The organism is Actinomadura rugatobispora (assembly GCF_042656285.1).
Classification (GTDB): Bacteria; Actinomycetota; Actinomycetes; order Streptosporangiales; family Streptosporangiaceae; genus Spirillospora; species Spirillospora rugatobispora.
The window spans coordinates 32156-58644 of the sequence record NZ_JBHSON010000069.1 but is presented as its reverse complement, the minus strand read 5'-3'; the positions used below and the strand labels follow the sequence as shown (position 1 = coordinate 58644).

Below are 26489 nucleotides of genomic sequence, written 5' to 3'. Positions count from 1 at the left end.
GTACACCGCGGGCGACGTCACACCGAATCCGGCCCGCCCTCGCGGGGCGGCCACGCCGCGCTCGAAACTGTCGGCCGCCGCCGTCCTGACCGGGCGCGCGTCACCACCATCACGGCGCCGACATCCCTTTCTCACCGCCCCGCAAGGAGACAACGCCCCCCTCACCGCCCTCACGGCCGCCCTCAAGCACCAGGGCGCCGGCGCACATGTACCGACCGGACGCACCGTCCGAGGCGAAGTGCAGGCGGGGAGTGCAGGCAGAGGGAACCCAGACGAAGGAGCCGGAAGGGCTTGGGCTTGTCTCGACGTGCCTCAGGTACCGCGCGAGCGCGTTACCTGGCAGGTGAGGCGAAGCCGGAGGCGAGCCTCACCGGCCAGATCGCGAAGCGATGCCGCGCTCGCCAAAGGCCCGGTTAGGGGCGAGCCGCCAGGCGAGCGACGTAGGCCGGGACTAGAAACACAGCTCGGCGAGGCGCTCGATGGTGGCGGCCGGCTGGGAGGTGAGGTAGAAGTGGCCGCCCTTGAAGACGTGGAGGTCGAAGCCGGCGGTCGTGTGCCCTCGCCAGGCGTTCGCCTCCTCGAGGGTGACCATGGGGTCGTCATCGCCCACGAAGACCGTGACGGGGCATGCCAGGGCCGCGCCGGGGTCGCTCACGTAGGTCTCCACGGCCTGGTAGTCGCCGCGGATCGCGGGCAGGGCCGCGCGCAGCATCTCGGTCTCGTCCAGCAGCCTGGGGTCGGTGCCGCTGAGCCGGGTGATCTCGGCGATGATGCCCGCGTCGTCGCGCCGGTGCACGGCCTCCTGGCGGTACCGGGACGGAGCGCGCCGGCCGGAGGCGACCAGCAGGCTCGGGGCCCGGAACTCCCGCTCCATCCGGCGGGCGACCTCGAAGGCGACGATCGCGCCCATGCTGTGGCCGAACAGCGCGACCTTCCGGTCGCCGCCGCTCGGCGGCCCGCCGTCGAGCCAGGGCCGCAGGGCCGCGAAGACCCCGTCCGCGAGCTCCCCGATGTCGGTGATGGGCTGCTCGGCCCGCCGGTCCTGGCGCCCCGGGTACTGGACCGTCAGCACCTCGATCCCGGGCGCCAGGGCGGCCGACACGGGATGGTAGAAGCTCGCGGAGCCGCCGGCGTGGGGAAAGCACACCAGGCGCGTCCCGGCGTCGGGAGCCGGGTGGAACCGCCGGATCCACGCGGCACTGTCGACAACGAAATCCGGCATCGGATTCAAACCTCTCCGCAAAGGCGCCTGGCTCTCTTCCCCACCGTGCCGCCGCGCCCCGCGGACCTCAACCCCTAGCGACCCCCAAGGGGGTGATAGCGGGCGGATAGGGGCCGCCTCCGCTGGCCACGGCGGCATGGCCGCGGGAACACTGGAATCCGGCCGGTCCACCAATACGCGAGGTGTCATATGGCGTTCTCCGCCAACGCGGCTCCGGTCCCCGAGATGCGGTCGAAAACCGAAGAACTGAACGCGGCCAGAATGGACGTGGAACAGGGACCGTCAACGCGGGCGACGCAGGCGCAGCACGACAAAGGCAAACTCACCGTACGCGAACGGCTCGATCTGCTTTTCGATCCCGGGACCTTTCGTGAGATCGAGGGGTTCCGCCGGCACCGGGCCACCGGCTTCGGCCTGGAGGACCGGCGCCCGCCCACCGACGGCGTGGTCACCGGCTGGGGCGAGGTCGAGGGACGGAAGGTGTTCGCCTACGCGCACGACTTCCGCGTCTTCGGCGGCTCGCTGGGCGAGGCGCACGCGGAGAAGATCCACAAGCTGATGGACCTGGCCGAGGCCGCGGGCGCACCGCTGGTCAGCCTGAGCGACGGGGCCGGGGCCCGGATCCAGGAGGGCGTGACCGCGCTCGCCGGGTACGGCGGGATCTTCCGCCGCAATGTGCGGGCGTCCGGGGTGATCCCGCAGATCAGCGTGATGCTGGGGCCGTGCGCCGGGGGCGCTGCCTACTCCCCCGCGCTGACCGACTTCGTGTTCATGGTCCGCGGCATCTCGCAGATGTACATCACCGGCCCGGACGTGGTGCAGTCAGTGACCGGCGAGGAGATCACCCACGAGGAGCTCGGCGGAGCGCAGGTGCACGGCACCGTCTCCGGCGCGGCCGCCATCGTCTGCGACGACGAGGAGGAGTGCCTGGCGGAGGTCCGCTACCTGCTGTCGCTGCTGCCGTCCAACAACCGGGAGCTGCCGCCCGCCGTGGCCTGCGACGACCCGCCGGACCGCCGGACCGAGGCGCTGCTGGACCTGGTCCCGGCCGACCCCGCCCAGGCCTACGACATGCGCGCCGTGCTCGGCGAGATCGTCGACGGCGGCGACCTCTTCGAGGTGCACGCGACCTGGGCGCCCAACATCATCTGCGCGCTGGCCCGGCTCGGCGGGCACCTGGTCGGGATCGTGGCCAACCAGCCCGCCTGGCTGGCCGGCGTGCTGGACATCCACGCGTCGGAGAAGGCCGCACGGTTCGTGCAGATGTGCGACACCTTCAGCATCCCGCTGGTCACGCTGGTCGACGTGCCGGGGTTCCTGCCGGGCCGGGAGCAGGAGCACAACGGGATCATCCGGCACGGGGCCAAGCTGCTGTACGCGTACTGCGACGCCACGGTCCCGCGCGTCCAGCTGATCCTGCGCAAGGCCTACGGCGGCGCGTACATCGTGATGGACTCCCGGTCGATCGGCTGCGACCTGTCGTTCGCCTGGCCGACCAACGAGATCGCGGTCATGGGCGCGGAGGGCGCGGCCAACGTGGTGTTCCGGCGGGAGATCGCCGCGGCGGACGACCCGGAGGCGATGCGGGCCCAGCGCGTCAAGGAGTACAAGCAGGAGCTGATGCACCCCTTCTACGCGGCGGAGCGGGGCCTGGTGGACGACGTGATCGACCCCGCCGACAGCAGGTCGACCCTGATCGACGCGCTGACGACGCTGCGGGCCAAGAACGCGCGGTTGCCGTCCCGCAAGCACGGCAACCCCCCGATGTGACGACGGAGGACTGACCCGTGACCGAGCAGATGGACCTGCGCATCGTGCGGGGTACGGCCGGCGACGAGGAGATCGCGGCCCTGGTGGTCGCGCTGACCGTGGTGCGCGCGAGGACGGCGGCCGGGCCGGCGGCCCGTGTCGTCCGGCGGGCCGGCTGGAGCACGGACCGACACTGGAGCCGGACGGCATGGCACGCGTGTCCGGGAATGTGGGCCCCCGAGGACGGGCACCCGATCGTGGAGCACCGCCCCGCCCTCGCCGCGGGAGGCCGCCTCCGATGAAGGGCATCCTTCTCGCCGGCGGGTCCGGCACCAGGCTCAACCCGATGACCATCCCGGTGTCCAAGCACCTGCTGCCGATCGGCGACAAGCCGATGGTCTACTACCCGCTCTCGGCGCTCATGCTGGCGGGGATCACCGACATCCTGGTCATCTCGACGGAGGCGGACCTTCCGCACTACCGGCGGCTGCTCGGCGACGGGTCCCAGCTCGGCATCCAGATCGACTACGCCGTGCAGGACGAGCCGAACGGCATCGCCGAGGCGCTGATCATCGGCGCGGAGAAGATCGGCGATGATCCGGTCGCCCTGATCCTCGGCGACAACATCTTCCACGGCGCCGCGTTCCAGTCGATCCTCGAGGAGAACGTGCGCAACGTGCACGGCTGCGTGCTGTTCGCCTACGGGGTGAAGGATCCCGAGCGGCACGGCGTCGCCGAGTTCGACGAGGCCGGCCGGCTGGTCTCCCTGGAGGAGAAGCCCGCGCGCCCGCGCTCCAACCGCGCGGTGACCGGGCTCTACCTCTACGACAACGACGTGGTCGACATCGCCAAGAACGTCCGGCCGTCGGCGCGCGGCGAACTCGAGATCACCGACGTCAACCGGGTCTATCTCGAGCGCGGGCGGGCGCGCGTGGTCGATCTGGGCCGCGGCTTCGCCTGGCTGGACACCGGTACGCCGCAGTCGCTGCTCCAGGCCGGCCTGTACGTCCGGACGCTCGAGGAGCGGCAGGGCGTGCGGATCGCGTGTATCGAGGAGGTCGCGCTGCGCATGGGGTTCATCGACAGCGACGCGTGCCATCGGCTGGGGGCGGCCATGGCCAACTCCGCCTACGGCCAGTACGTCATGGCCGTCGCCCAGGAACTGGCGAGCTGACCCCGCCTCGGCCTCGGTTCATGTGGCCGCGGGTTCGGGGGCCTGCCGACCGCGATCGATGAGCTCGGGGAGGACTCGGTCGATGAGGTTGAGCAGGACCTCCTTGAGCAGCAGGTGCGCTTGGGCCCGCGGCAGCCGGGCGTGTTTGAGCCATTCCCGGCTGACGTTCTCCGCCAGCGCCGAATAGCAGCGGAAGGCCGCCCGGATCTGGGGGTGGGTGCGGGAGTGCGCGGCGAGGCCGACGACTTGGGTCATGTGGTCGACGGCGCCGTCGCGGGCCTCCTCCAGAATGTGTTCCAGGTCGTCGTCGCCTCCGGAGGAGGTCAGGTCCAGCGCGGCGATCCAGGTCTCCCGGTTGCGTTCGAGGAGTGTGAGCCAGGCGTCGATGCTCTGGGAGACGCGCTCCTCCATCGTGACGCCGTCCGGGAAGGCCGGGGTGGGGATCGGCGGGACTCTGAGCATCTCCCTGACGGCGGCCAGGTACAACTCCCGTTTGGTGCCGAAGTAGTGGTTGAGCAGTCCGCGGCTGACTCCCGCGGCCGTGGCGATGTCGGTGTTGGAGACCGACGCGTAGGGGCGCCGGCTGAAGAGCTCGCGAGCACAGGCCAGGATCTGGTCACGCCGCTCGTCGGGCTCTTTGCGGACGCGGCGCGGCGCGCCGTCCGGCATGTGCCTGCTCATGGTGTCCTCGGTCCGGCCGGCTACTGGGCGGCAGGAGGATGAGGCGACCTGCCGGAGGCGGCGTGGCCATCCCCGGCCGCCGCTCAGCCGCCGGAAGAGGGGGCGGGAGTGGGAAGGGGGGTTCCGTCGCCCTGCTTCTTGCCGTTGGGGTCGGTCATGGATTCGTCGGCGGCGCCGACCGAGGTCACCTCGGTGACGCGCCACCGCTCGCCCTTGCGTACGAGCCGCATGTCCAGGTGGGAGCCCAGGACGCGGCGCGTGCCCGCCGAACTGCGCACCTCCGAGTCCATGACGACGATCGCCCGCGCCGTGGAGTCGTCGATGTCGCCGAGGTAGACGCTGCGGACGGTGGCGGTCGCGTCGGCCTTGAGCCTGGTGATGACGCTCTCCAGGCCGCCGGTGAACGCGACGTCGTAGGTCTTGGCGAAGTCTTCGGAGGCCAGTGAGAGGACGCGGTTCCGGGCCGCCTGCAGGTTGCGGTGGTCGTAGCTGAGCAGGGCCTGCCCGAACTCGCCGGCGCGGGCCCGGACGTCGCGCCGGTCGCCCTCCACGGTCGCGGCCTGGTCGGCCTGGTGCCACTGCAGTCCCGCGGTGACGACGGACGCGAGCAGGACGAGCGCGAACACCGCCCTGGTCAGCGTCGCCCGCCCGGGCAGGCGCGCGCGCCGTCCGCCCCGGTCTCCGGGTGCGTCGTCGTCCGCCTTCGGCTGCTCGCCGTCCCGGTCCTTGCCCTCCGGCTCGTCGGCCTGGTCTTCCTTCTTGCTCTTGCTCTGGGCGTCCTCCCGGCCCTCGCCGTCCAGGTCCTCGACCTCTGCGGGCTCTTTCGTCTCCGTCTTGGCTGGCATGCGCTCCTCCGTTCTGGGGGTCATCTCCGCGCGCGGATGCGGGCGGCGCGTAGGGCTCGTGCGGATTGGAAGACGACCACCGCGAGCACGAGCAGGCCCGCGCCGGGCGGCAGCAGCGGCAGCCAGCGCGAGGGGGCGGTCTGTTCGTCGGCGGAGCCGACGGGCCGCGCCGTGATGGTGGGCTCGGCCGCGCCCGGCGCGGGCGTCGCCGGCGTCCTGGCCGCCTGCCGTTCCTTCTCTTCCTTGGACGAGGCGGACTTGGCCGTCTTCCCGGTCTCCGGGCACAGCTCCATCGCCGGGGCCTTCGGGCGCGGGACGGGACTGGCGTATTCGGTGGCCGCCCGCGAGCCGGAAACGGTGATCACGGGCGAGACCCTCATGTAGGCCCCGGAGGCGTCCCGGGCGGTGACATCGCTGACCAGGGCCTGGAGCGTGGGGACCATCTCCAGGACGTGCCGGACCTTGGCCGAGTTGGCGGGGGTGAGCAGCGGCCTGGACGGGGTGGCGGCGGCGGTGAGCAGGCAGCCCAGGCCGGGGCGGGACTTGTCCAGGAGCCGGTTCACCTCGCGCAGGGCCGCGGGCCCCTCCTCCAGCACGGTGTTGAGCTGTCCGCGGCTCTGCCGTACCGAGGCGGTGACCCGGGCGAGGTCGCCGATGCCGGACGCCAGTTCCCCGCGGTGGCCGGACAGCGTGGCGGTGAGCCGGGTGAGCTCGACCGACAGCGCGTCCAGGGTGCCGGCGTTGGCGGCCAGGGTGGCGGTGAGCTGGTGGGTGTCGGCGAGGATGCCGTTGATGGAGTCGCCGCGTCCCTGCAGGCCGGTGGCGGCCTCGTGCACGAGCGTCCGGGCGTCGCGCGGGTCGACGGACCGCAGCGTCCGGCTGAGTCCGGCGAACAGCTCCTGGTAGTTGACGGTGGGCGCGGTGCGCGCGACCGGGATGTGGTCGCCCTCCTTCAGGATCGCGTTCCCGGGCCGCGGCGGCTGCGTGAGCTCGATGTAGGGCTCGCCGATCGCCGACTTGCGCAGCACGCGGGCGCCGACGGCGGACGGGACGCGCGCGTCCCGTTCCAGGTCGAGCCGCACGGCGACGTGGCCTTCCCGGAGCCGGACCTGGCCGACCGTGCCGACCCGCACGCCCCGGTGGGTGACCTCCAGGTCGGGGTTCAGGCCGGGCGAGGTGGCGAATTCGGCGGTGACGTGGAAGGGCCGTTCGAGGGCGTCGATGCTGATGATGCTCCGGACCGCCCACACGGCCAGGACCACGCCCAGCAGGGCGAAGAAGACGAGGTTGATGGCGATGCGCGGCTGTCTCATGGGCGCGGTCCCGCCAGGTCGTTCCAGGGCTTGCGCGAGGTCGCCTCGGCGGCGGTTCCTGGTTGCGGCAGGAAACCCTTGATCCAGAGGAAGAGCAGTGCCTGGCCGCTGTGGGAGACCGAGGGGCCGCGCAGGAAGGTGAGCACGGCGTTCGCCAGTACCTTGAGGTCTTCCCCGCCCCGTACGGCGGAGGCGAGCAGCGCGTCGGCGCGGCGCAGCAGGGTGGCCAGCCGGTCGGCGTGGCGGGCCTGCACGTTGGCGTTGAAGGAGCGGGCGAGTTTCAGCAGTTGCTGGATGGCGCGTTTGAGCTGGGCGCGGTCGGCCTGGAGGCGTTCGGTCGCCAGCGTCACGTTGCCCGGCAGCTTGTCGATCTGGGCGTGGCCCTTGCGCAGCGAGCCGCCGAGGCGGGCGAGGTCGTCGAGGGCGCGGCCGAGCTCGGAGGAGGAGGCGGCGTAGCTGTCGGAGACGTCGGCGGCCTTCTTGATGAGGGTGTTGAGCTGCCGGCCCTTGCCGCCGAGGGCGGCCGCGGACTCGCCGGTGATCGTGGCCAGGTCCTGGCCGCCCAGCGCGGCCAGGAGCGGGCCGAGCCGTCCGCTGATCTGCTCCAGGTCCGGCTGGACGGAGGTCTGCGCGATCGCCGCGCCGCGGGCCAGGAACGGGCCGGTGCGCAGGTCGCGGCCGGGGGGCGGGTCGAGGCGCACGTAGTTCTCGCCGAGCAGGGACGACTTGGCGATGGTCGCGGTGGTGCCGGCCGGGATGCGGCGGTCGTCGCGCAGGGCCATGGTGACCCGGGCGCGGAATCCGCTGAGCCGGATCCCGGTGACGGTGCCGACCCGGATGTCGGAGACCTGGACGCTGTGGCCGACGACCAGGCTCTGCACGTCGTCGAAGGTCGCGGTGAGGACCATGTCGCCGCGGGGCGCGCCGATGGTCTGCAGGGAGCAGCCGCCGGTCCCCGCGACCACGACCAGCGCCATCGGGACGGCGACGGCCTTCAGGACCAGGGGCCGCCTCGCCGCCCGGCCCTGCTTGCCCGGACGGTCGCGCAGACCGGCCGGGCGGATCTCGCGTGCGCTCATCGCGGGGCCTTTCCGGGAGGTGGGGTGCAGTTGGCCAGTGCGGGCTGCCCCTCCAGGCAGGGGACGGTGCCCCACCCCATCGCGGTGAACAGCGGCTGGAGCCAGGCGCGGAGGGTGCCGTGCACGACCAGGCGGATGGTCGCGACATGGTTCTGCCGGTCCCATGCCTGGACGGCGACGTCGGCGAACTTGCCGAGGGCTTCGATGGACTGTTCGAGGGAGCCGGCGTTGGCCTTGAGGGTCATCACGATGTTGGACAGGTCGGTGACCGTGCTCGGCAGGGTCTCCTGGTAGGCGGTGACGAGCACCTCGCTCTTGCGGATGGCGCCGGCCAGGCCCTCGACGAAGCCGTTCAGGCGGGTGCGCTCCTCGGCCAGCGTGCGGCTGGTGGCGGAGAAGGAGTCGATGAGCTCGCCGAGCCGGCGGTCGCGGTGGTTGAGGTCGGCCGCCAGCGTGCGCAGTCCTTCGGCGAGTTTGACGATCCGCTGGTCCTGGGCCGCCAGGTTCTGGGTGAGGGTGGCCGTGCCGCGCAGCGCGTCGTTGACGTCGCGCCCGTGCCCCTGGACGCCGTCGGCGCCGCGCGCCACGGCCGAGCCGAGCCGGCGGCCGTCGATGGACCGGTTGAGCCGGGCGAACGCGGCGAGCGCCTCGTCGATCTCGACGGGCAGCTCGGTGCGCTCGACGGGGATGACCATGCCGGGCGGTGCCTTGGCCAGGCCGGGGCGCCACGCGGGGCGCAGCTCGACGTACCGTTCGCCGAGCGCGTTCGCCGAGGCGATGACGGCGCGGGCGTCCCGGGCCACCGGCACGTCCGCGTCGATGGCCAGCTCGACGCGCACCCGGTCGCGTTCGGTGGTGATGGAGGTGATGCTCCCGGCGTCGGCGCCCATGACGCGCACCCTCGACTGCTCGTACAGCGAGGTGGTGCGGGCGAAGTGGACGGTGAGCCGGTAGCCGTCGCCGCCGCGCGCGGTCACCGCGCATCCTCCGGCGGAGGCGGTGACGGCGAGTGAGAGCGCGATCGCGATGAGCCGCTTCACGGCCGGCCTCCTTGGGTCGCCTTGGCCTGGGCCCGCCGGGCGTCGGGCAGCTGACGCGCGAGTTCGGCCAGGTCCTGGGGGGACAGCGGGCCGAGGCCGGTGGCCAGGACCTCCAGCCAGGGCCCGTTGCCGCCGGCCGCCGAGAGGCCGCTGAGCGTCGGGCCCGCCCAGGCCAGGAGCTGGTTGAAGTCGCCCGTGGTGGGCCGCAGGGTGCCCAGGGTGCCGCGCAGGTCGTCGATGACGGTGACCAGCCGCCGCTGCTGCTCGTCGATCAGGCGGGTCATCGCCGCGACGGTGCTCCCGCCGGCGCCGAGGAACGTCGACAGCTCCTGGCGCCGCCGGCGCAGCTCGTCCAGCATGATCTGCACGTTGGCGAGCAGCTGGGACAGCTGCCGGTCCTTGCTGCGGGCCAGGTCGAGCACCCGTTCGCCGTTGGTGAGCAGCTTGTCGATCTGGGGGTCGGAGTCGTTGACGGTCCGCGCCAGGTCGGCGAGGTTGCCCAGCGTGCGGCCGAGCCGGGCCCGGTCGTGCGGGTCGACCTCGCCCAGTTCCGCCATGATGCGGTTGATGGAGTGGCTGTCGAGCCGGGTGATGGTGTTGGTCGACTCGTTCAGGACGTCGTTGACCGTGGTGGGCGTGCCGGTGCGTTCGAGCGGGATGCGGCGGCGCCCCTCCGGCAGGTCGGCCAGGTGCGGTGTGGTGACCGGGCCGGACAGGCGCAGGTAGCGGCCGCCGAGGACGTTGGCGACCTTGACCTCGGCGCGGGTGGCCGGGCCCAGGTCCACCCCGGCGTCGACCTTCCAGGTGGCCAGCACCCGGGCCCGGCCGTAGTCCGGCCGGACCGCGGTGACCTCGCCCGCCCGGATGCCCGCGACGCGGACCTCGTCGCCGGCCCGCAGCCCGCCCGTCTCGGCGAACACGCCGGTGACGGTGTAGCGGTCCTGCAGCAGCCCGCGGGTGCCGACCACGTAGACGGAGGCCACCAGCGCGAGGAGCGAGCCGGCGGACACCAGCCCGACCACGATCCTGTTCCGGTCGCGGAACGATCTCAAGGCCATTCAGGACCCTCCCACCAGGAGGCGGCGCAGGGCGCCGGTGGAGTCGATGCGGGTGGCGCCCGAGCTCGCCGCGGGCCCGGCCGCCTTCCCGGTGCCGCGCTTCCCCTCGGGCTCGCGCGCGCCGGGCAGGCGGGTGGGGTACGGGCAGGGCGGCGCCGCCAGCGTGAGGCAGGGAATGGCCGCCTCGACGTAGCCGCCGTTGTCGGCGGCCGCGAAGATGTGCCGCAGCTTGGGCGTCGCCGAGCCCATCACCTCCGCCACCGTGCGGCTGTTGCGCCGCACGCCCGCGGTGAAGTCCGCCAGCCGCGCGATCACCGCGGCGAGCTCCCGGCTGTTGCCGGCCAGGACCTTGTCGGAGGTGGCGGCCATGGCGGCGAGCTCCACCAGCGCGTCGTCGATGAGCCGCCGGTTGTCGGCGAACGCGCCGCTCAGCTTGACGAGATCGTCGACCGCGCGGCCGATCTGCCGGTCGCGGCGGGCGATGATCTCGGTGATCGTCGCGTAGTCGGCCAGCATCTGCCGCAGGGTGCCGCGGCGGGCCGCGATCGTGGAGGAGAGCCGGTCCACGCCCACGACCAGCCGGTCCAGCTCGCCGGCGTTGCCGTCCAGCGCCTGCGCCAGCGACACCAGCACCTGGTTGACCTGCCCGGGATCGATGCTCCTGGTCAGCGGCGCCAGCTGGTCGACCAGGGCGCCGGCGTCGACGACCGATCGGGTGCGGGTGATGTGCGCCCCCGGTCGCATCGGTGTGGGCGCGGTGCCGGGAATCAGGTAGACGACCCGGCGCCCCATGGCGTCCCGCCAGCGGATCGCGGCCTCGCTGTCGGACGGAACCGTGACCGAGGCGCTCAGGGAGAGCTCCACGCGGGCGCGGCCGCCCACGATCCGCAGGCCCTCGACCCGGCCGACCGGAGCGCCCGCGATCTTCACCTGGTCGCCGACGGCCAGGCCGCTGGCGTCGTCGAAGGTGGCGGTCAGCGACCGGCCGTCCTCGAAGCTCACCCGGGCGATCTGCGCCCCGATGAAGGCGGTCAGCAGCCCGGTGACCGCGACGAAGGCCGTCACCCGCACCGTCAGCGCCAGCCGCGCCCGCCCCTGGGCGGACAGCCCGGACAGCCGCGCCATGTCAGCGGCCTCCCGTCGGACCGCACACCCCGATGATCAGACGGCACGGGTCGGTGGGGAGCCACCCCTGGCTGCGCAGGTAGTTCTTCCCCTCCGGGCCGCGCAGCGAGGTCAGCTCCCCGTACAGCGGCAGCAGCCGGTTGCCCGTGCGGACCGCGTCGCCGGTCAGGCCGAGCTGGGCGTACACGAGCGCGGCGGCCCGCTCCCCCGACCGGAACCCCTCGCCGACCTGCCGGCCCCGCTTGTCGAAGCCGTGCGAGACCAGCGCGGAGATCTCCGCCAGCTGGTCGGCGAACCGGCCGAGGCGGTCGCGGCCGCCCGCGGCGGCCGTGGTGATGAGCGTGTTGGCGTCGCCGGTGACGGCGACGAGGTCGTCGCCCGAGCCCGACGACGCGAGCGTTCCGGTCAGGTCGGCGGTGTCGCCGATGAAGCGGCGGGCCTCGCCGCGCCGCCTGTGCGCCACGTCCATCAGCGTCCCGGTCTGGTCGATGGTTCCGCGCAGCCGCGCGCCCTGCCCGTGCAGCCCCTGGGCGAGCGTGCGGACGATGGTGGAGACCTCGGTGGCCTCGACCGCGCGCAGCGTGGCGTCGGCGTCGGCGAGCAGGTCGGACAGGTCCTGCGGGTCGGTGGTGCGCGCGATGGTCCCGCCGGTGGCCAGGTAGGGACCGCCGCGCTCGCCCGTTCCCGGGACGAGGTCGACGAACTTGGGTCCGAACGCCGACGCCGGCTCGATCGCCGCGGTGGCCGTGGCGGGCACCCGCACCCCCGGCTCCAGCCGCAGGGTGAGCCGGGCCCGGCCGCTGGGGGTCAGCTCCGCCCGCTCCACCGAGCCGACGGTCACTCCGCGGACCTTGACCGGCGCGCCGTCGCCCAGGCCCTGCCCGGCGTGCCCGAACTCGGCGGTCAGGCGGACGCCCTCGGCCCGCAGCGGGCGGGCCGCCAGCACGTACACCGCCAGCGCCGCGGCGGCGAGGGTGAGCACGGAGATGAGCAGCGCCCGGCCCGGCGGAAGGTCGTGGTTCATCCGGTGAGCCTCACGGTCGCGCCGCCGCCCCAGAACACGTAGGACAGCAGCAGGTTCAGGGTGACGATGGTGATGATCGACAGCCGGATCGCCCGGCCCGCCGCCTGCCCCACCCCGGCGGGGCCGCCGGTGGCGTAGTAGCCGTAGAAGCAGTGGATGGTGATCACCGCGAAGGAGAAGATCGCGACCTTGACCGAGCTGTAGACCAGGTCGATCGTCGGCAGGTAGAGCCGGAAGTAGTAGTCGTAGACGCCCGGCGCCAGGTCGAAGAACTCGGTGCTGATCAGCCGGGTGGCGAAGAAGCTGGCGAACAGCGCGATCAGGTACAGCGGGACCAGCGCGATCAGCGCGGCCACCACCCGGGTGCAGACCAGGTAGGCGAAGGAGGCGATGCCCATGACCTCCAGCGCGTCGATCTCCTCGGAGATGCGCATCGCGCCCAGCTCGGCGGTGAACGCCGAGCCGCACTGCGCGGCCAGCGCGACCGCCGCGATCACCGGGGTGATCTCGCGGACGTTGGCGAACGACCCGACCAGCCCCATGAACGACTCGGCGCCGATCGAGCGCAGCCCGGTGTAGCCCTGCAGCCCGACCTCGGTGCCCACGAAGAACGCCATGGTGAAGATCACGAAGATCATGCCGCCGCCGACCACCGTGGCCCCGGCGCCGACCACGATGTCGCTGACGTGCCCGGCGACGGTCTTGGCGTACTTGCGCCGCCACACCAGGTCGCGCAGCGAGTACAGCAGCACCCGCTGCACGAACACCGGCCACTGCGCCAGGTCGCCGCCGCGCCGCACCGCCGTGCCGAGCACCGCCGCCCGTGCGGCGGTCCGCGGGGAAAGGAGCGGGCCGGCCATCAGATCTTGGGCGGGAACGCGACGAAGTACACCGTCGTGATCACGTAGTTGAGGGCGAACACCAGCATGAACGCGACCACGATCGACCGGTTCACCGCGCGTCCCACGCCCACGGGGCTGCTCTCGCAGCTCATCCCCATGTAGCAGGCGACGACCGCCGCGACCAGCCCGAACAGCCACGACTTCAGCAGCGTCACCAGCAGGTCGGAGGTCTGCAGCAGGGACACCGCGCCGTCGAAGTAGGCGCCGGGCGTCACGTCCTGCAGCAGCACGTTGAACACGAACCCGCCGGCCGCCCCCGAGGCGATGACCAGCGAGGCCAGCAGCGTCGCGATCAGGCCGGACGCCCACAGCCGCGGCGTCACCAGGCGGTGCACGGGGTTGACCGCCATCACCTCCATCGCCGACAGCTCGTCGCGGATGCGGCGCGCACCCATGTCGGCGGTCATCGCCGCGCCGCCCGCGCCCGCGATGATCAGCGCGGCGGCGATCGGCGCCACCTCCCGGACCAGGCCCACCACCACCGCGCCCCCGGTCGCCGACTGGGCGCCCAGCTGCGCGGCGAGCTGGCCGACCTGCAGCGCGACGGTGGCGCCCAGCGGCAGCGACACCAGGATCACCGGCAGGCTCGTCACCCTGGCCAGGAACCAGGCCTGCTCCATGAACTCCCAGAACCAGGTGCGCACGTCCCAGGTCCGGCGCAGGCCCTCCAGCGCGACCACGAACAGCTCGCCGACCTCGTTGAGCAGCCCGTGGATCCGCGCCGGGACATGTGCGGTCGCCATGCCGTCACCTCCCTTCCAGCGTCCGTGCGCCGCGCGGCCCGCGCCCCCGACGATTCGCCGGTTCCCGGGAGCGTGGGCCGCACGGCACGGGCCACCCTAGCGACTTATTGACAGCACGCCAATAGAATCGGGAGAAGTATTGGCGGGCCGCCAATAGCGCGCTATCGTCGGGGCTCCACGGCAGAGCGCGACCTGGAAAGGTCCTTGGTCGGAGGCATGCCATGCGTCGTCAACCGCGCCCCCAAACGCGCCGTCAACGGGTGTCCGAGGCGGGACGACGCCGCGGCGCGCATCGTCCGGAAGCGCCGTCCGGGGTCCGGCCGTGACCCCGGAGGACTGGCCGGCCGTCTGCGCCGCGTTCGCGTCGTCCGGCGTCTACTTCGCCGGGATCGCCCTGCTCAAGGTCGCCGCCGACCGGGTGCGGCCGCCGGACGTCCCGTCGCTGACGAGGCTGGCGGTCCGCCTGCTCACCACCCGCCTGAGCATCGCCGGCGCCGTCGTCATGGCCGTCGGGCTGATCCTGCAGTGGAACGCTCTGAGCGCCCTCCCCCTGCCGATCGCCCAGCCCGTCTTCGTGTCGTCCCTGGCCATGCTGCCGGCCATCTCCCTGCTCTGCTTCACCGAGCATCCCAGCGGCCGCGAACTGCTGGCGCTCGCGCTGGTCGCGGGCGCCACGGCGATGACGGCCGCGGCGACCGCGGACATCCCCCTCTCAGGGCATCCGCCGTCGCCGCGGCTGCTCACCGTGATCGTCGCGCCCTGCCTCATGCTGCCGATCGCGCTCTTCGTCATCTACGAGACGGGGCCGGTGGGACGGCACGCCCGCCCGTCGACGGGCGTGGTCTTCGGCCTCACCGCCGGCGTTCTCATCGGCACCGCGGAGGTGGCCCTCAACGCCATGACACGGCTCCCCTTCTCGGCGGCCGATCTGCTGGGCACGCCCTATCCGTACCTGTTCGTCATCGCGGCGGGGCTCGGCGTCTCCCAGTTGCAGGTGGCCCTGCGGCGCCATCGGATGCTGGTCGTCGTCCTGGTCGCGACCGTCGTCGCCAAGACCCACCTGCTGCTGACCGGGACCCTGCTGCACAAGGAGACATGGCCCGCCGGGACGGCCACGGCGCTCCTCCTGGCCGGCGGGATCGCCGTGCTGGCCGCGGCCATCGCCGTGCTCCCCCGGTACGAGGCCGCCGCACCGGAACGTTCCGGAAGCGGCGCTGTCAATCCTGAGGCCGGTCCGGAGAGCGAGCCGGTTCCAGCATGGGCAAGAGGAACCGACGGGCGACTGCGGCCAGCTGATCGTCGTCATCGAGGTCGATGAGATGGCTGGGGATCGCCAGGAACGAGGCGGAGACCCGCACCATCATCTCGGCCACGAAGTCGGTGTCCAGGTCGGCGGGCACGTTGCCCGCCCGCTGCTCCTGGCGGAGCTGGCCGGCGACGAACTCCCGCACGGCGGCGAGGGTCCGCCCGCCGTCACTGATCATCGAGGAGACGAGCAGATCCGGTTCCGTGTCGATCAGGCCGCCGATCAGCGGGTTGCCGCGGATGGCGCGCAGCGAGCTCACGAAGCCCAGCACCACCCGGTCGGCGGCGGTCTCGGCCTGGTCGATGTCGATGAGGAACCGGTCGAAGTAGCGGCGGAACTCCCGGCGCACCACCTGCTCGACCAGCGCGTCCTTGGTGGTGAACCGGCGGTAGACCGTGATCCGGGAGACGCCGGCCCGCTTGGCGACGTCCTCCATGGTGGAACGCTGGATCCCCATCCGGCAGAACTGCTCGTAGGCGGCGTCGAGCACGCGCGCGCGGGTCTCGTCCATGTCGTCGACCTGCTCGACGGCGTCGATGTACGCGCGTTCGAGCAGCGAGTCCGGGCCAGAGGTCGCCATGAGGGCGGACAGCGCAGGTTCCACGGTCTCCTCCTTAGACGACTGATTCTGCCTCACCGGCCGATGGCCGCCGTCATGTTCGGGTCTTGTGGCGGCCGTCACGGTGTGCTCTTATTGGATCTGTCGTCGATGATACGCAGATGCAAAACTCGTTTCACCGTATCAGGACGGTGCTCTCAGCCCCGAGGAGGAGCGAAGGCATGGACACACCCAGCAGGCGCAACGTGTTGATGGCGGGAGGGACGCTGGGCGCGGTCGGTGCGCTGAGCGTCGCGTCCCCCGCCCAGGCGGCCCCACTGTGGACGTGGTCGCCCAAGGGCTCGGTGGCCGGCGCGGGTGCAGGCGCCGACCCCCGCGGCGTCTGGGACCCGGAGGCCGACACGCTGGTCGCCTCACTGATCGACCGGGGCGCCGTGCCCCAGGTCAACAGGCTCCTGCGCACCTGGACCAAGAACGGCCAGGCGCTGCCGAGCGGCCTGCCCGCCGACCTGCGCGCCTTCATGGAGCGCGCCAGGCAGCTGCCGTCGTGGGCCGACCAGGGCAAGCTCGCCACCGCGGTCGACTTCAACGAGAAGCGGGGGCTCTACCTCGGCGTCACCTACGGCTTCGCCAGCGGGATGATGAGCACGATGATCCCCAGGGAGGCGCGCGCGGTCTACTACTCCAAGGGCGGCGCGGACATGCGCGACCGCATCACCAAGACCGCCAAGCTCGGGTACGACATCGGGACGTCGAACGCCTACGATCCCAACGGCGAGATGATCGTGACCTGCGTCAAGACCCGGCTGGCGCACGCGGGCGTACGTCACCTGCTGCCGAAGTCCCCGTACTGGTCGAAGGTCGCCGACGAGGCGATCCCGATCAGCCAGGCGGACATGATGGTGACCTGGCACAGCCTGCCCACGACCGTCATGCAGAACCTGGTCAAGTGGAAGGTGCCGATCCCCGCCAACGAGTCCACGGCCTTCCTGCACTCGTGGCAGGTGTGCGCCCACATGCTCGGCATCAAGGACGAGTACATCCCCAACTCGTGGGACCAGGCCAACTCCCAGGCCAAGCAGGTCCTGGACCCGATCCTGGCCGCGACGCCCGAGGGCATCAAGCTGGCCGACATGCTGCTCAACATGGCCACGATCATCCCGGGCGGCCCCCTCAGGTACATCACCAAACCCATCCTCGGCTCGCTCACCCGCTACGTGCTCGGTGACGAGATCGCCAACTCGCTGAAGATCCGCAGGGAGCCGCTGTGGGACGGGGTCTTCGAGACCCTCTGGGAGCCCTTCGTCCTCGTCCGCGAAGGTCTGCTCTCCCTCGAGAAGGCACCGGGGGCCCTGCAGAAGTTCTACTGGGCCTTCGACGAGATCCTCCGCCTGGCGGCCCTGCTCGTCCTGTCCGGGGGCGACCTGCCGATCAGCATCGAGATCCCGGACGCCAACAACCCGGACTACTGACCGGGACGCCTGAGCCGGTCCTGCGGCCCCGCGAGCGGAGGTAGGCCACCGGTCCCGGCTCGTCACCCACCCCCTGCTCGCTTCGCGCGAGCGCCCCTCGCCAACCTCGGGCTCGGAATCTGACAGTTTCCGAGCCCGAGGCGGTTCCGCCCCGTCCCGTACGGCGGCGGGGAGGAAGGGCACTCGTCTTCACCACCGCTTTCCCGGCCCCTTCAGAAGGAACTCGGGAAATCCGCGAGGAGCGAATCCGCGATGTAAGGACCACCCCCTCGCCCTGCTCTCCAGGTCAGGACACCGGCGCCGGCCCGGCAGCGAGCCGCGGCCGGCAGCGGAACGCTCCCACACCCGCAAGCTCATGAAACGCGATGTGAGACTCCGGGCTCGACGCCGGTGTCGTTACGAGTTCACCGGCCGGGCAATCCCGGCGCGCAACCGTCGCGCCCGGCGCCGCCATTCGCCGTTCCGGCGAGACTGAAAATGACGCCGTACGCCCAACCGGTCGTAAGAGAAGGAGACGGCCCACGGGGCAATAGGCGTCTCCATCGGTCAGAGCGAGATTTCCGCCGGCGCTTTCGCCCTGTTGCGTCGCGGCCGGCCGCCTTATTCGCGAACGTTTCCACGGCCCGCCGGACGCGGCGCCGCCGATGCGCCACCGCTTACACCGCCGAGGCGCCGTCGGCCGAAAGCGGCCCAGTTCGCCGGGGTCGGCGGCCGCTCCGGCCCACGCGATCGTGACGCCGGTCACAGACGATGGTCACACGCTCACGCACGGTCCGAAACGCGAGGTTAACGCCCACTCGCACGGGTCGAAAGCGATTGCTTTCTTATACATCTACACCTTTACGTGTAGAGTATGCGGCCCTTGGAACTGTGGGCCCGCTGGATCCATGGAGTTGCGTGTGGCGAAGAACGACGAAAGTATGAGTTCGCGCAAGCGCGTCCGGTCGCGACCTATCCGCCGCCGACTCGCAGCGCTGCTCGTCGTGCCGTTGCTGTTGCTGGTGGCGCTGTGGGCTTTTGCCACCTTCACGTCCGTCAGCGCGGCGGTGGCGAGGGCGGACTTCACCCGGGCCGTGAACGATATCGGAACCCCGGTCGGGATGGTCTCGGAAACGCTGCGCCTTGAACGCGCCGCCACGGCCGCGGTCCTCGGGTCCCGCGGCGCCCAGGGGGTCGAGCAACTCCAGCAAGGGCAGAAGGCCACCGACGGGGCGCTGGCGGTCTTCCGCCAGAAGACCCTCCCCGCCGCGAGCGAACTCACCGACCGCGAGACCATCCGGGCCATCGGCGACCTGAACCGCGAGTACGGCCGGATCGGCGCCCTCCGGGCCCGGGTCGCCGCGCGGTCGATCGCGCCGCTCGACGCGGTCAACCAGTACAACGCCCTGTCCGACAGGACGACCGGGACGCTGTCCACCATGATCACGAGCCTGGCCCACAGCACCAACTGGATGCTGCCCGGCCCGACGGCGTCCAACGACGTCAAGGCCTACCAGGCGGCCGTGGCGAACCTCTACAGCACCCAGGCCCGCGACCACATGATGCGCGAGGACGCGGTCGTCACGCTCGCCCAGGCCCGCGGCCGGTGGCTGTCGGCGCCGGAGTACGCGGCGTTCGTGCAGGCGGCCGCCGACCGCCGGCGCATGACCGACCTCTCCTTCAACACCTCCAACACGGCGGTGCGCGACATCCTGGGCGCGGTGAACCGGTCGCCGCAGTTCACGCGCTTCCAGCAGCTCGAGCAGACCATCATCGCCTCCCCGACGCGCAGGCCGTCGCCCACCGTGCTGGCGGACTGGCGCTCGACCCTCCCGGCCGCGTCCCAGTCCTGGTTCCTGGCCCTGCAGGGCTCCGGCGGCGCGGTGAACACCCAGCACGAGAAGGACGGCCGGGCGGTGACGTACCAGCTGGCGCTGGTCGGCGGCCTGGGCCTGGCGATCGTGGTCGCCTCGGTCGTGCTGTCGTGGCGGTTCGCCCGCGGCATCTCGGTCGAGCTGCGCGACCTGCAGCGGGCGGCGCAGGAGCTGGCCCACCAGCGGCTGCCCAGGGTCGTGGGCCGGCTGCGCCGGGGCGAGGAGGTCAACGTCGCGGACGAGGCCCCGGACATCAAGGGCGGCCGCACCGCCGAGATCGCCTCGGTCGCCGAGGCGTTCGGCACGGTGCAGCGCACCGCGATCGAGACCGCGGTCGGCGAGGCGCAGGTGCGCGCGGGCATCAGCCGGGTGTTCATCAACCTGGCCTGGCGGAGCCAGTCGCTGCTGCACCGGCAGCTGCGGCTGCTGGACGCGATGGAGCGCCGCACCTCCGACCCCGACGAGCTGGAGGACCTGTTCCGCCTGGACCACCTGACCACCCGCATGCGGCGGCACGCCGAGGGCCTGGTCATCCTGTCCGGCAAGCAGAACGTGCGCGGGTGGAGCGAGCCTGTCCCGGTGGAGCAGCTGCTGCGCGCGGCCGTCGCCGAGGTCGAGGACTACGCGCGGGTGGACGTCATGGCGCTGTCCCCGTCCCGGGTGGAGGGCTCGGTGGTGGCCGACGTGGTGCACCTGCTGGCCGAGCTGATCGAGAACGCGACCGCGTTCTCGCCGCCCAACACCGAGGTGCTGGTACGGGCCGACCAGGTCGGCAACGGGCTGGCCGTCGAGGTGGTCGACCGCGGGATCGGCCTGGACGCCGACGACCTGGCGGAGACCAACCGGCGGCTGGCCGACCCGCCGGAGTTCGACCTGGCCGACAGCGACCGGCTGGGCCTGTTCGTGGTGGCCCGGCTGGCCGCGCGGCACGAGATCCAGGTGGTGCTGCAGCCGTCCGCCTACGGCGGCGTCACCGCCGTCGTGCTGCTGCCCACCGCGCTGCTGGCCGACGGCGAGGCCGCGCCCACCTCGCGGGCCGTCCAGAACGGAAGCGCGCCCTGGCCGGCCGCCCGGACCGGGCGGGTCCTCCAGGCCGAGCCGGCGCCCCCGGCGCTGGTGCCGCCCGGGCCCGCGATGGAGCAGACGCCGGTCGGAGGACGGCACCGCGCCGCGCCGCCTCCCGCTCCCCCCGCGCCGCCGGTGCCGCCAGTGCCGCCGGTGCCGCCTCAGGCGCGGCCCGCAGCCCCGCCCCCGCCGCCGCTGCTCGCGGAGGACGTGCCCGGAATGGGGCGTGCCGACGGGCAGGAGGCCGCGTACGACGCGGAGACCGGCGGGCTGCCGCGTCGGGTCCGGCAGCGGAATCTGGCGCCGCAGCTGCGCTCCGCGCCCAGGTCGCGGGAGGGGACGTCGGAGTTCCCGACCGGCCGCGGCACGGGCGGGGACGAGCAGGGCTTCGGCGACCGGCCGGCGGAGACCAACCGCGATCTGCTCTCGTCCCTGCAGTCGGGCTGGACTGCGGCCCGCGGCGAGGACGAGGATGTGGAAACGGACGGATCGGCAGTGTTCGATGAACGAATCGAGCGGGGGAATCCATGACACGGCAGCGCATGGCCGGAGATTTCAGCTGGCTTCTGGACGAGCTCGTCGACCGCGTGGGCGAGGTGCAGCAGGCCGTGCTGCTGTCGCGCGACGGCCTCCTGATGGGCGCCTCACGCGGGGTGAGCCGGGAGGAGGCCGAGCACATCGCCGCGCTCTCCTCCGGATTCCACAGCCTGGCCAGGGGCGCGCGCGAGCACTTCGGCAAGGACGAGGTGCGGCAGACGATCGTGGAGATGAACGACGCGCTGTTCTTCATCTGCGCCGCGGGCAGCGGCAGCTGCCTGGCGGTGCTCGCCGACGCGGGCGGCAACACCGGTCTGGTCGGCTACGAGATGGCGATGCTGGTCAAACGCGTGCGCAAGCAGCTGGCGGCCACTCCCCGCTCCGACTCCGCGCCCGGTTCGGATCCGGCGGACGCGGGCGCCTCACCAGGAATGGCCGGTTCCTCGCGCGACGCGATATGAGCCGCGGACATGGAGTCCCCGAGAGAGCGCTGGATCGACGCGGACGCCGGGCCGATGGTGCGCCCGTATGCGCTGACCCGCGGCCGCACCCGGGTCCAGGGCGTCCGCCTGGACCTGGTCACGATGCTGGTCGTCACCGGGCGTTCCCCGAACGAGCGGGCGCGCCTGTCCCAGGAGCAGCAGCGGCTGCTCGACCTGTGCCGCAACCCGATGACCCTGGCCGATCTGACCTCCGAGCTGGACCTGCCTCTGGGCGTGATGCGGGTGCTGGTGGCCGACCTGTACCAGCAGGGACTGGTCGAGGAGCAGCGCTCGGCGCCACTGGCCGAACGACCCTCCCCCGAAATCCTCAAGAGAGTTCTCGATGACCTCCGCGCCCTCTGACACCCCGTCGTCCCTGTCCCCGCGAGCAGCCGGTGACTGGCGCAACACCCTCCTGGCCCCCACCGACGCGCACATGGCGCTGAAGATCCTGGTGGCCGGGGGGTTCGGCGCCGGCAAGACCACGATGGTGGGGGCGGTCAGCGAGATCCGCCCGCTGCGCACCGAGGAGGCGCTCACCGACGTCGGCAGCAAGGTGGACGACCTGCACGGGGTGGAGGGAAAGACCACCACCACCGTGGCCATGGACTTCGGCCGCCTGGCCTTCAACGACGGCATCACCCTCTACCTGTTCGGCACGCCGGGCCAGGAGCGGTTCTGGTTCATGTGGGAGGAGATGGCCTACGGGGCGATCGGGGCGGTGGTGCTGGCCGACACCCGCCGGCTGACCGCCAGCTTCGACTCCATCGACTTCTTCGAGCAGCGCGACACCCCGTTCGTCGTGGCCGTCAACTGCTTCGACGGGACCCGCACCCACACGCTGAAGCAGATCCGCACCGCGCTGGACGTGGACCCGCAGATCCCGATCGTCCTGTGCGACGCCCGTCAGCGCGACTCGGTCAAGAGCGTGCTCATCACGCTGGTCGAGCACGCCCTCGAACTCTCCTGAGAGGTCCCAGGGGCGCGATGGCCCGGTAGTGCGATGGTGCTTGCCCCTGGGACCTTCAACGGCCGGGCGGTTCGCTGAGGGCGGCCCGTAGGACGGTCAGCGCCACCGCGCACCAGCAGACCGCGGTGAACGACCAGAGGCGGGCGCCCAGGGCGCCGGCCACCGCGCCGGCGATGTAGAGCACCCAGACCAGCGTGAGCAGGCCCGTGCCGCGCCGCCGGGGGCGCTCGTCGGTGAGCTTGTCGAAGAGCGAGGCCAGGGTGCCGGTCACCACCGTGGTGGTCACGCCTGGAACCTCCAGCCGTACCGCCTGAACGCTCTGGACGCCCATCGCGGCGGCCACCAGACCCACGCGCGCCCAGTCCGGACCGGGCAGGGCCGCCGCCGCGGCGAGCAGCAGCGCCTCCGCGCCCAGCAACGGCAAGAACGCGGCCACGCGCCGCGGAACGCGGAGGCCGCCCCATCCCGCGGCCGCCGCGCCGGCACAGAACGCCGCCAGGGACATCAGCGGTCCCGTCACGCCGGCGTGCGGCCTGTCCGCGCCCGCGTCGCCGATCGGGATGCGCTCGGCGATGCCGATGGCCAGCAGCACGCAGTTGCCCGTCTGGTTGGCGACGAACACACCGCCGAGGACCATGAACGCGGCGGCGTCCACCAGGCCCGCCACCACAGTGAGCGTCAGAGCCGTACGGGCGAGGCCGGACTCCGGAACGCGCAGCCTGAGACGCATGCGTCCACCTTCATCGGCGGCGGCGCGATCCGCGCCGCCGCCACACCGGACACGACCCGACCTTTGAACGGGAGGTCCGGTCGCCGTTCAGGCGGTGCGGAATTCGATCGCGTGCAGGTTGGCGTGGATCCGGGTGGCGGACTCCAGGCGGAGCCCGGCCCGCTCCCCCAGGGCGGCGAACTCGTCGCGGTCGCGTTCGCCGCTGCCGAAGACGGTGTACATCTGCAGGTCGAACGCGGCGGTGCCCGCTTCGTCGGCCGGGGTCGCGACGCGTTCGAGCACGACGACGCGGCGGCCGCGCGCCGCCTCGGCGACCCGGGTCAGGATGGCGACCGCCTCCTCGTCCGGCCAGTCGTGCAGGACCTGTGCCAGGAGGTAGAGGTCCCGGCCCGCCGGCAGCTCCTCGAAGAAGCTCTGGGCGGCGATGGCGACGCGGTCGGCGAGGCCGCGCTCGGCGAGGTGGGCGCGGGCGCGCTCGGCGGTGGTGGGCAGTTCCACGAGGGTCGCGCGGACTCCGGGCGCCTCCGCCAGCACGTGGGCCAGGAACGTTCCGGTTCCGCCGCCGACGTCGACGAGATGCTCGCCGGTGAGGGCCAGTGCCTTGACGAGGTCCGGCGACCAGGTGCCCGACCACCGGGCCAGGTCGCCGTCGAAGGTCCGGCCGAGCCGCTCGTCGCCGGCCAGCTCTGCCCAGAAGGAGTGGCCGGCGGCGTGCTCGAACCCGGACTCGCCGGTGCGCGCGGCGTGCAGCAGGCCGGGCCAGGAGTCGTCGAGGCGGGCGTATCCGTTGCGGTGGTCGAGCCTGCCGTGCACCTGTTCCTCGAGCAGGAACGTCCCCGCCGGGGTGAGGGCGACGACGTCGTCGGCGCCGAGGGTGAAGTACCCCTGGTGCGCGAGCACGGCGAGGATCTTGCGGATGCCGCGGGGGCGGGCGCCGGCGGCCGCGGCGAGGTCCGGGACCGTGGTGCGCCCGTCGGTCACGTGCTCGGCGAGGTCGAGGGTGACGGCGGCGCGGATCGCGTACGGGACGGCGAGGGAGGCGGCGTGCCTGAGCCGGTCCATTTCCTGCGACGTCTCGTGCTGGGCGCGGCCCGCCCGCCAGTAGCCGGCGATGTCGGTGCGGCCGGCCGGGACCCGCCTGTCCTGCTCGAGCCAGCGCCGGATCGGGCGCAGCATGCCGGCCTCTCCGGCCGCCCACGCGTACACCTGGCCCGTCCTCCAGGGCGCGGCCCGGACGGCGTCCATCAGGGCGCCGGGTCCGGCGGTGTCGCGGTGGACCCAGGTGAGGTCGAGGTCGGCACGGTGGTCGAAGGTCTGCTCCTCGCCGGCGGAGGCGACCGAGACGACCGCGGTGACCGGGGTGCCGGCGGGCAGTTCCTCGATGCGGCGCGCGATGGCGGGCAGGGCCGTCTCGTCGCCGGCCAGGAAGTACCAGTCGATGCCGGCGGGGAGGACGGTGGTCCCGCGGGGGCCGGCGACGAGGACGCGGTCGCCGGGACGGGCGCGTCCGGCCCACTCCGCCGCGGGCCCGCCGGCATGGCGGACGAAGTCCAGCTCGAGGCGGCGGGCATCGGGGTCGTAGCGGCGCGGGGTGTAGTCGCGGGCCCGCTCGATCGTCCCGGGCGGCCAGTCCAGGTGGCCGTCCTCCTGGACGGGCGGGACGACCCCGGCCCCGGGCACGATCAGCTTGACGTGGTCGTCGGCGTTCTCGGTGCGGAACGGGGCGATCCGGTGGCCGCCGTTCTCGAACGCGCCGAGCTGGGCGCCGGTCAGCACGACCCGGCGCGTCCGGGGCGTGACGTCGAAGGCGTCCAGGACCTCCAGGTCGCGGACCACGATCGGGAACGCCTTGTGCTCGCGGGCGGCCATGCTCCACGTCCTTCTCGTCAGCCAAAGATCATTTTAATTAGGTTAGGCTAACCTACTATGACCTCCCGGGGCCACGCCGCCGGCGCTCGACCGGCTTTCGACCGCCCCGCCGGGCGCCGGTATGTTTCCGTGGACGGACTTCACGGGACAGGCGGGAGGACCAGTGCGCGGCGGGCTGGTACTGGCGGAGCGATACCGGCTCGAGTCGTTGCTGGGACGCGGCGGCATGGGGGAGGTCTGGCGCGGCGTCGACACGCGCCTGAGCCGCCCGGTGGCCGTGAAGATGCTGGCCAAGCCGGAGGGCGCCGACCCCCTCCTGATCCAGAGGTTCCAGCGCGAGGTGGAGATCAGCGCCCGCCTGCGGCACCCCAACATCGTCGTGATCCACGACGGCGGGGACGACGGCGGCGCGCTGTTCCTGGTGATGGAACTGCTGGACGGGGAGGACCTGTCGGCCCTCATCCGGCGGCATCCGGGCGGCCTCCCGGTCGACCGGGCGCTGCGGATCGCCGCGCAGGCGGCGGACGCGCTGCGGGCCGCCCACGAGCAGGGCGTCGTGCACCGCGACATCAAGCCCGCCAACGTCATGCTGCTCCCCGGCGACCACGTGACGGTGATGGACTTCGGCATCGCGCGGCACGCCGACCAGATCACCAACCTCACCGGCAGCGCCGTCATCGGCACCCCCGCCTTCATGGCCCCCGAGCAGTTCGAGAGCGGCGGCGAGGTCGACTTCCGCGCCGACCTCTACGCGCTCGGCGTGGTGCTCTTCGCGCTGCTGACCGGCCGGGCGCCCTTCGACGCCGACACGCTCCCGGTGCTCATCCGCAGCATCGTGCTCGAACCGGCGCCGAGGATCCGGTCGCTGCGCCCCGACCTTCCCGACTCCCTCGACCGGCTCGTGGACTCACTGCTGGCCAAGGATCCGCGCGCCCGTCCCGCCGACGCCCGCGCGGTGCTGGAGCTGCTGCGCACGGCGGGCACCGCGCCCCCGCCGGGGCCCGCCCCGACGCCGCCTCCGTTCCCGCCGGCCCTCCCCGTGCCGGCGCGGCCGCCGTACGCGGCCGGCGGCACGCGCGTCGAGACCGTCGTCACCGGTGACAACGGCGCGCCCGCCAACACCTACGTCGTGGGCGACGACGACGAGGTCTTCGTGATCGACCCCGCGTCCCGCGTGGACGGCATCAGCCGGGTCGTCGGAGGCCGCGACGCCGTGGCGGTCATCCTCACCGACGGCGAGGAGATCCACGTCATGAACGCCCGCAACGTCTCCGCCAACGCCTACGTCGCCCTGCCCCAGGCCGCGCTGCCGCGCTGGCGCTCCCACCTTGAACGGGCGTCTCTGCACGTGCCCGACCCGGCGCAGCGCAAGGCGCTCCGGAAGGCCCGCCCCGACACGCTCTACAAGCGCGATGACGACTTCGAGATCGGCGACGCGCGGCTCACGGTGATCGACGTGCCCAGCCACATCCGGGGCGGCGTCTGGCTCTACAGCGAGGAGCTGCACGCCCTCTTCACCGGCTTCACGCTCCACACTCCCGACTTCAGGCACCGCCACCAGCACGCCGCGCTGCTCGCCCAGCTGCCGCCGGTGACCCGCGTGCTGCCGGGGTGGGGCGCCGAGACCACGGTCGGCGCCCTGCTCGCCCTGCCCGGCTGACCCGCGCGCCGCACGAAGATCGTCCGCCCTC

24 protein-coding genes are annotated in these 26489 nt (G+C 72.5%); 10 read left to right on the top strand and 14 right to left on the bottom strand.

The annotated features are described in order from the left end of the window. Positions 1-451 precede the first annotated feature (451 nt). On the bottom strand, positions 452-1222 hold the full coding sequence (locus ACFPZN_RS38030) for a thioesterase II family protein (protein ID WP_378287362.1): 771 nt from the start codon (positions 1220-1222) through the stop codon (positions 452-454). 261 nt (positions 1223-1483) lie between these two features. On the opposite strand from ACFPZN_RS38030, the gene ACFPZN_RS38025 reads away from it, so the two are divergent. Genes ACFPZN_RS38025 through rfbA form a run of 3 tightly spaced genes read left to right on the top strand, consistent with a single transcriptional unit; the run spans position 1484 to position 4145 of the window. Then, complete coding sequence (locus ACFPZN_RS38025; RefSeq protein ID WP_378287371.1) at positions 1484-2992, top strand: acyl-CoA carboxylase subunit beta; 1509 nt, start codon at positions 1484-1486, stop codon at positions 2990-2992. Between the two features lie 17 nt (positions 2993-3009). Further along, positions 3010-3273 (top strand): acyl-CoA carboxylase subunit epsilon, encoded by a 264-nt coding sequence (locus tag ACFPZN_RS38020; protein WP_378287361.1) that lies wholly within the window; start codon positions 3010-3012, stop codon positions 3271-3273. Then, complete coding sequence (gene rfbA / locus ACFPZN_RS38015) at positions 3270-4145, top strand: glucose-1-phosphate thymidylyltransferase RfbA (RefSeq protein ID WP_378287360.1); 876 nt, start codon at positions 3270-3272, stop codon at positions 4143-4145. Before ACFPZN_RS38020 ends, rfbA begins: the two co-directional genes overlap by 4 nt. Positions 4146-4163: 18 nt before the next feature. Here the strand turns inward: rfbA and ACFPZN_RS38010 are convergent, their stop codons facing one another. The 10 genes from ACFPZN_RS38010 to ACFPZN_RS37965 all read right to left on the bottom strand — a co-directional run bounded on the left by ACFPZN_RS38010 (position 4164) and on the right by ACFPZN_RS37965 (position 13955). Next, positions 4164-4826: a TetR/AcrR family transcriptional regulator gene (locus ACFPZN_RS38010; protein WP_378287359.1), complete on the bottom strand. Its 663-nt coding sequence runs from the start codon at positions 4824-4826 to the stop codon at positions 4164-4166. Between the two features lie 83 nt (positions 4827-4909). Continuing rightward, positions 4910-5671, bottom strand: coding sequence for a hypothetical protein (locus ACFPZN_RS38005; RefSeq protein ID WP_378287358.1), 762 nt, complete (start codon positions 5669-5671; stop codon positions 4910-4912). Between the two features lie 20 nt (positions 5672-5691). Further along, complete coding sequence (locus ACFPZN_RS38000; RefSeq protein WP_378287357.1) at positions 5692-6984, bottom strand: MCE family protein; 1293 nt, start codon at positions 6982-6984, stop codon at positions 5692-5694. Then, positions 6981-8063, bottom strand: coding sequence for an MlaD family protein (locus tag ACFPZN_RS37995; RefSeq protein ID WP_378287356.1), 1083 nt, complete (start codon positions 8061-8063; stop codon positions 6981-6983). The genes ACFPZN_RS38000 and ACFPZN_RS37995 overlap by 4 nt, the downstream gene beginning before the upstream one ends. Beyond that, positions 8060-9103: an MCE family protein gene (locus ACFPZN_RS37990; protein ID WP_378287355.1), complete on the bottom strand. Its 1044-nt coding sequence runs from the start codon at positions 9101-9103 to the stop codon at positions 8060-8062. Before ACFPZN_RS37990 ends, ACFPZN_RS37995 begins: the two co-directional genes overlap by 4 nt. Then, positions 9100-10161 (bottom strand): MlaD family protein, encoded by a 1062-nt coding sequence (locus tag ACFPZN_RS37985; protein WP_378287354.1) that lies wholly within the window; start codon positions 10159-10161, stop codon positions 9100-9102. Before ACFPZN_RS37985 ends, ACFPZN_RS37990 begins: the two co-directional genes overlap by 4 nt. Next, a complete protein-coding gene (locus ACFPZN_RS37980; RefSeq protein WP_378287353.1) occupies positions 10162-11286 on the bottom strand; it encodes an MCE family protein in 1125 nt (374 codons plus the stop codon). It abuts the gene before it with no gap. 1 nt (position 11287) lies between these two features. Further along, the gene (locus tag ACFPZN_RS37975) at positions 11288-12310 is read right to left on the bottom strand and encodes an MCE family protein (protein ID WP_378287352.1); all 1023 of its coding nucleotides are present in this window, start codon (positions 12308-12310) and stop codon (positions 11288-11290) included. Beyond that, positions 12307-13170 carry an ABC transporter permease gene (locus ACFPZN_RS37970; RefSeq protein ID WP_378287351.1) on the bottom strand — a complete coding sequence of 288 codons (864 nt, stop codon included), beginning with the start codon at positions 13168-13170 and terminating at the stop codon, positions 12307-12309. Before ACFPZN_RS37970 ends, ACFPZN_RS37975 begins: the two co-directional genes overlap by 4 nt. Beyond that, entirely contained in the window at positions 13170-13955 is a 786-nt protein-coding gene (locus ACFPZN_RS37965) for an MlaE family ABC transporter permease (RefSeq protein ID WP_378287350.1), read from the bottom strand. Before ACFPZN_RS37965 ends, ACFPZN_RS37970 begins: the two co-directional genes overlap by 1 nt. 322 nt (positions 13956-14277) lie before the next feature. On the opposite strand from ACFPZN_RS37965, the gene ACFPZN_RS37960 reads away from it, so the two are divergent. Next, the gene (locus tag ACFPZN_RS37960; protein WP_378287349.1) at positions 14278-15273 is read left to right on the top strand and encodes a hypothetical protein; all 996 of its coding nucleotides are present in this window, start codon (positions 14278-14280) and stop codon (positions 15271-15273) included. Here the strand turns inward: ACFPZN_RS37960 and ACFPZN_RS37955 are convergent. Further along, the gene (locus ACFPZN_RS37955; protein WP_378287347.1) at positions 15173-15865 is read right to left on the bottom strand and encodes a TetR/AcrR family transcriptional regulator; all 693 of its coding nucleotides are present in this window, start codon (positions 15863-15865) and stop codon (positions 15173-15175) included. The genes ACFPZN_RS37960 and ACFPZN_RS37955 overlap by 101 nt on opposite strands. A 176-nt stretch (positions 15866-16041) precedes the next feature. Between ACFPZN_RS37955 and ACFPZN_RS37950 the strand changes: the two genes are divergently transcribed. The 5 genes from ACFPZN_RS37950 (at position 16042) to ACFPZN_RS37930 (ending at position 22199) form a co-directional block, all read left to right on the top strand. Further along, positions 16042-17292, top strand: coding sequence for an oxygenase MpaB family protein (locus ACFPZN_RS37950; RefSeq protein WP_378287346.1), 1251 nt, complete (start codon positions 16042-16044; stop codon positions 17290-17292). Positions 17293-18212: 920 nt separating this feature from the next. Continuing rightward, positions 18213-20741 (top strand): sensor histidine kinase, encoded by a 2529-nt coding sequence (locus tag ACFPZN_RS37945; protein ID WP_378287345.1) that lies wholly within the window; start codon positions 18213-18215, stop codon positions 20739-20741. Then, positions 20738-21208 carry a roadblock/LC7 domain-containing protein gene (locus ACFPZN_RS37940; RefSeq protein ID WP_378287344.1) on the top strand — a complete coding sequence of 157 codons (471 nt, stop codon included), beginning with the start codon at positions 20738-20740 and terminating at the stop codon, positions 21206-21208. The genes ACFPZN_RS37945 and ACFPZN_RS37940 overlap by 4 nt, the downstream gene beginning before the upstream one ends. A 9-nt stretch (positions 21209-21217) precedes the next feature. Beyond that, positions 21218-21592, top strand: a complete 375-nt coding sequence (locus ACFPZN_RS37935) for a DUF742 domain-containing protein (RefSeq protein ID WP_378287343.1) — start codon at positions 21218-21220, stop codon at positions 21590-21592. A gap of 73 nt (positions 21593-21665) precedes the next feature. Then, the gene (locus ACFPZN_RS37930; RefSeq protein WP_378287370.1) at positions 21666-22199 is read left to right on the top strand and encodes a GTP-binding protein; all 534 of its coding nucleotides are present in this window, start codon (positions 21666-21668) and stop codon (positions 22197-22199) included. A gap of 55 nt (positions 22200-22254) precedes the next feature. On the opposite strand, the gene ACFPZN_RS37925 is transcribed toward ACFPZN_RS37930, so the two are convergent. After that, positions 22255-22929 (bottom strand): DUF1275 family protein, encoded by a 675-nt coding sequence (locus ACFPZN_RS37925; protein WP_378287342.1) that lies wholly within the window; start codon positions 22927-22929, stop codon positions 22255-22257. An 87-nt stretch (positions 22930-23016) separates the two neighbouring features. Beyond that, positions 23017-24798 (bottom strand): SIP domain-containing protein, encoded by a 1782-nt coding sequence (locus ACFPZN_RS37920; protein WP_378287341.1) that lies wholly within the window; start codon positions 24796-24798, stop codon positions 23017-23019. 163 nt (positions 24799-24961) lie between these two features. On the opposite strand from ACFPZN_RS37920, the gene ACFPZN_RS37915 reads away from it, so the two are divergent. Next, positions 24962-26458: a protein kinase domain-containing protein gene (locus ACFPZN_RS37915; protein ID WP_378287339.1), complete on the top strand. Its 1497-nt coding sequence runs from the start codon at positions 24962-24964 to the stop codon at positions 26456-26458. The last annotated feature ends 31 nt before the right edge of the window (positions 26459-26489 follow it).

Excerpts from the sequence above, each read along its gene's own strand:
- ACFPZN_RS38030 (WP_378287362.1), bottom strand. The coding sequence starts at position 1,222 with ATGCCGGATTTCGTTGTCGACAGTGCCGCGTGGATCCGGCGGTTCCAC.
- ACFPZN_RS38025 (WP_378287371.1), top strand. The coding sequence starts at position 1,484 with ATGGACGTGGAACAGGGACCGTCAACGCGGGCGACGCAGGCGCAGCAC.
- rfbA (WP_378287360.1), top strand. The coding sequence starts at position 3,270 with ATGAAGGGCATCCTTCTCGCCGGCGGGTCCGGCACCAGGCTCAACCCG.
- ACFPZN_RS38010 (WP_378287359.1), bottom strand. The coding sequence starts at position 4,826 with ATGAGCAGGCACATGCCGGACGGCGCGCCGCGCCGCGTCCGCAAAGAG.
- ACFPZN_RS38005 (WP_378287358.1), bottom strand. The coding sequence starts at position 5,671 with ATGCCAGCCAAGACGGAGACGAAAGAGCCCGCAGAGGTCGAGGACCTG.
- ACFPZN_RS38000 (WP_378287357.1), bottom strand. The coding sequence starts at position 6,984 with ATGAGACAGCCGCGCATCGCCATCAACCTCGTCTTCTTCGCCCTGCTG.
- ACFPZN_RS37995 (WP_378287356.1), bottom strand. The coding sequence starts at position 8,063 with ATGAGCGCACGCGAGATCCGCCCGGCCGGTCTGCGCGACCGTCCGGGC.
- ACFPZN_RS37985 (WP_378287354.1), bottom strand. The coding sequence starts at position 10,161 with ATGGCCTTGAGATCGTTCCGCGACCGGAACAGGATCGTGGTCGGGCTG.
- ACFPZN_RS37980 (WP_378287353.1), bottom strand. The coding sequence starts at position 11,286 with ATGGCGCGGCTGTCCGGGCTGTCCGCCCAGGGGCGGGCGCGGCTGGCG.
- ACFPZN_RS37975 (WP_378287352.1), bottom strand. The coding sequence starts at position 12,310 with ATGAACCACGACCTTCCGCCGGGCCGGGCGCTGCTCATCTCCGTGCTC.
- ACFPZN_RS37970 (WP_378287351.1), bottom strand. The coding sequence starts at position 13,170 with ATGGCCGGCCCGCTCCTTTCCCCGCGGACCGCCGCACGGGCGGCGGTG.
- ACFPZN_RS37965 (WP_378287350.1), bottom strand. The coding sequence starts at position 13,955 with ATGGCGACCGCACATGTCCCGGCGCGGATCCACGGGCTGCTCAACGAG.
- ACFPZN_RS37950 (WP_378287346.1), top strand. The coding sequence starts at position 16,042 with ATGGACACACCCAGCAGGCGCAACGTGTTGATGGCGGGAGGGACGCTG.
- ACFPZN_RS37945 (WP_378287345.1), top strand. The coding sequence starts at position 18,213 with ATGAGTTCGCGCAAGCGCGTCCGGTCGCGACCTATCCGCCGCCGACTC.
- ACFPZN_RS37940 (WP_378287344.1), top strand. The coding sequence starts at position 20,738 with ATGACACGGCAGCGCATGGCCGGAGATTTCAGCTGGCTTCTGGACGAG.
- ACFPZN_RS37935 (WP_378287343.1), top strand. The coding sequence starts at position 21,218 with ATGGAGTCCCCGAGAGAGCGCTGGATCGACGCGGACGCCGGGCCGATG.
- ACFPZN_RS37930 (WP_378287370.1), top strand. The coding sequence starts at position 21,666 with ATGGCGCTGAAGATCCTGGTGGCCGGGGGGTTCGGCGCCGGCAAGACC.
- ACFPZN_RS37925 (WP_378287342.1), bottom strand. The coding sequence starts at position 22,929 with ATGCGTCTCAGGCTGCGCGTTCCGGAGTCCGGCCTCGCCCGTACGGCT.
- ACFPZN_RS37920 (WP_378287341.1), bottom strand. The coding sequence starts at position 24,798 with ATGGCCGCCCGCGAGCACAAGGCGTTCCCGATCGTGGTCCGCGACCTG.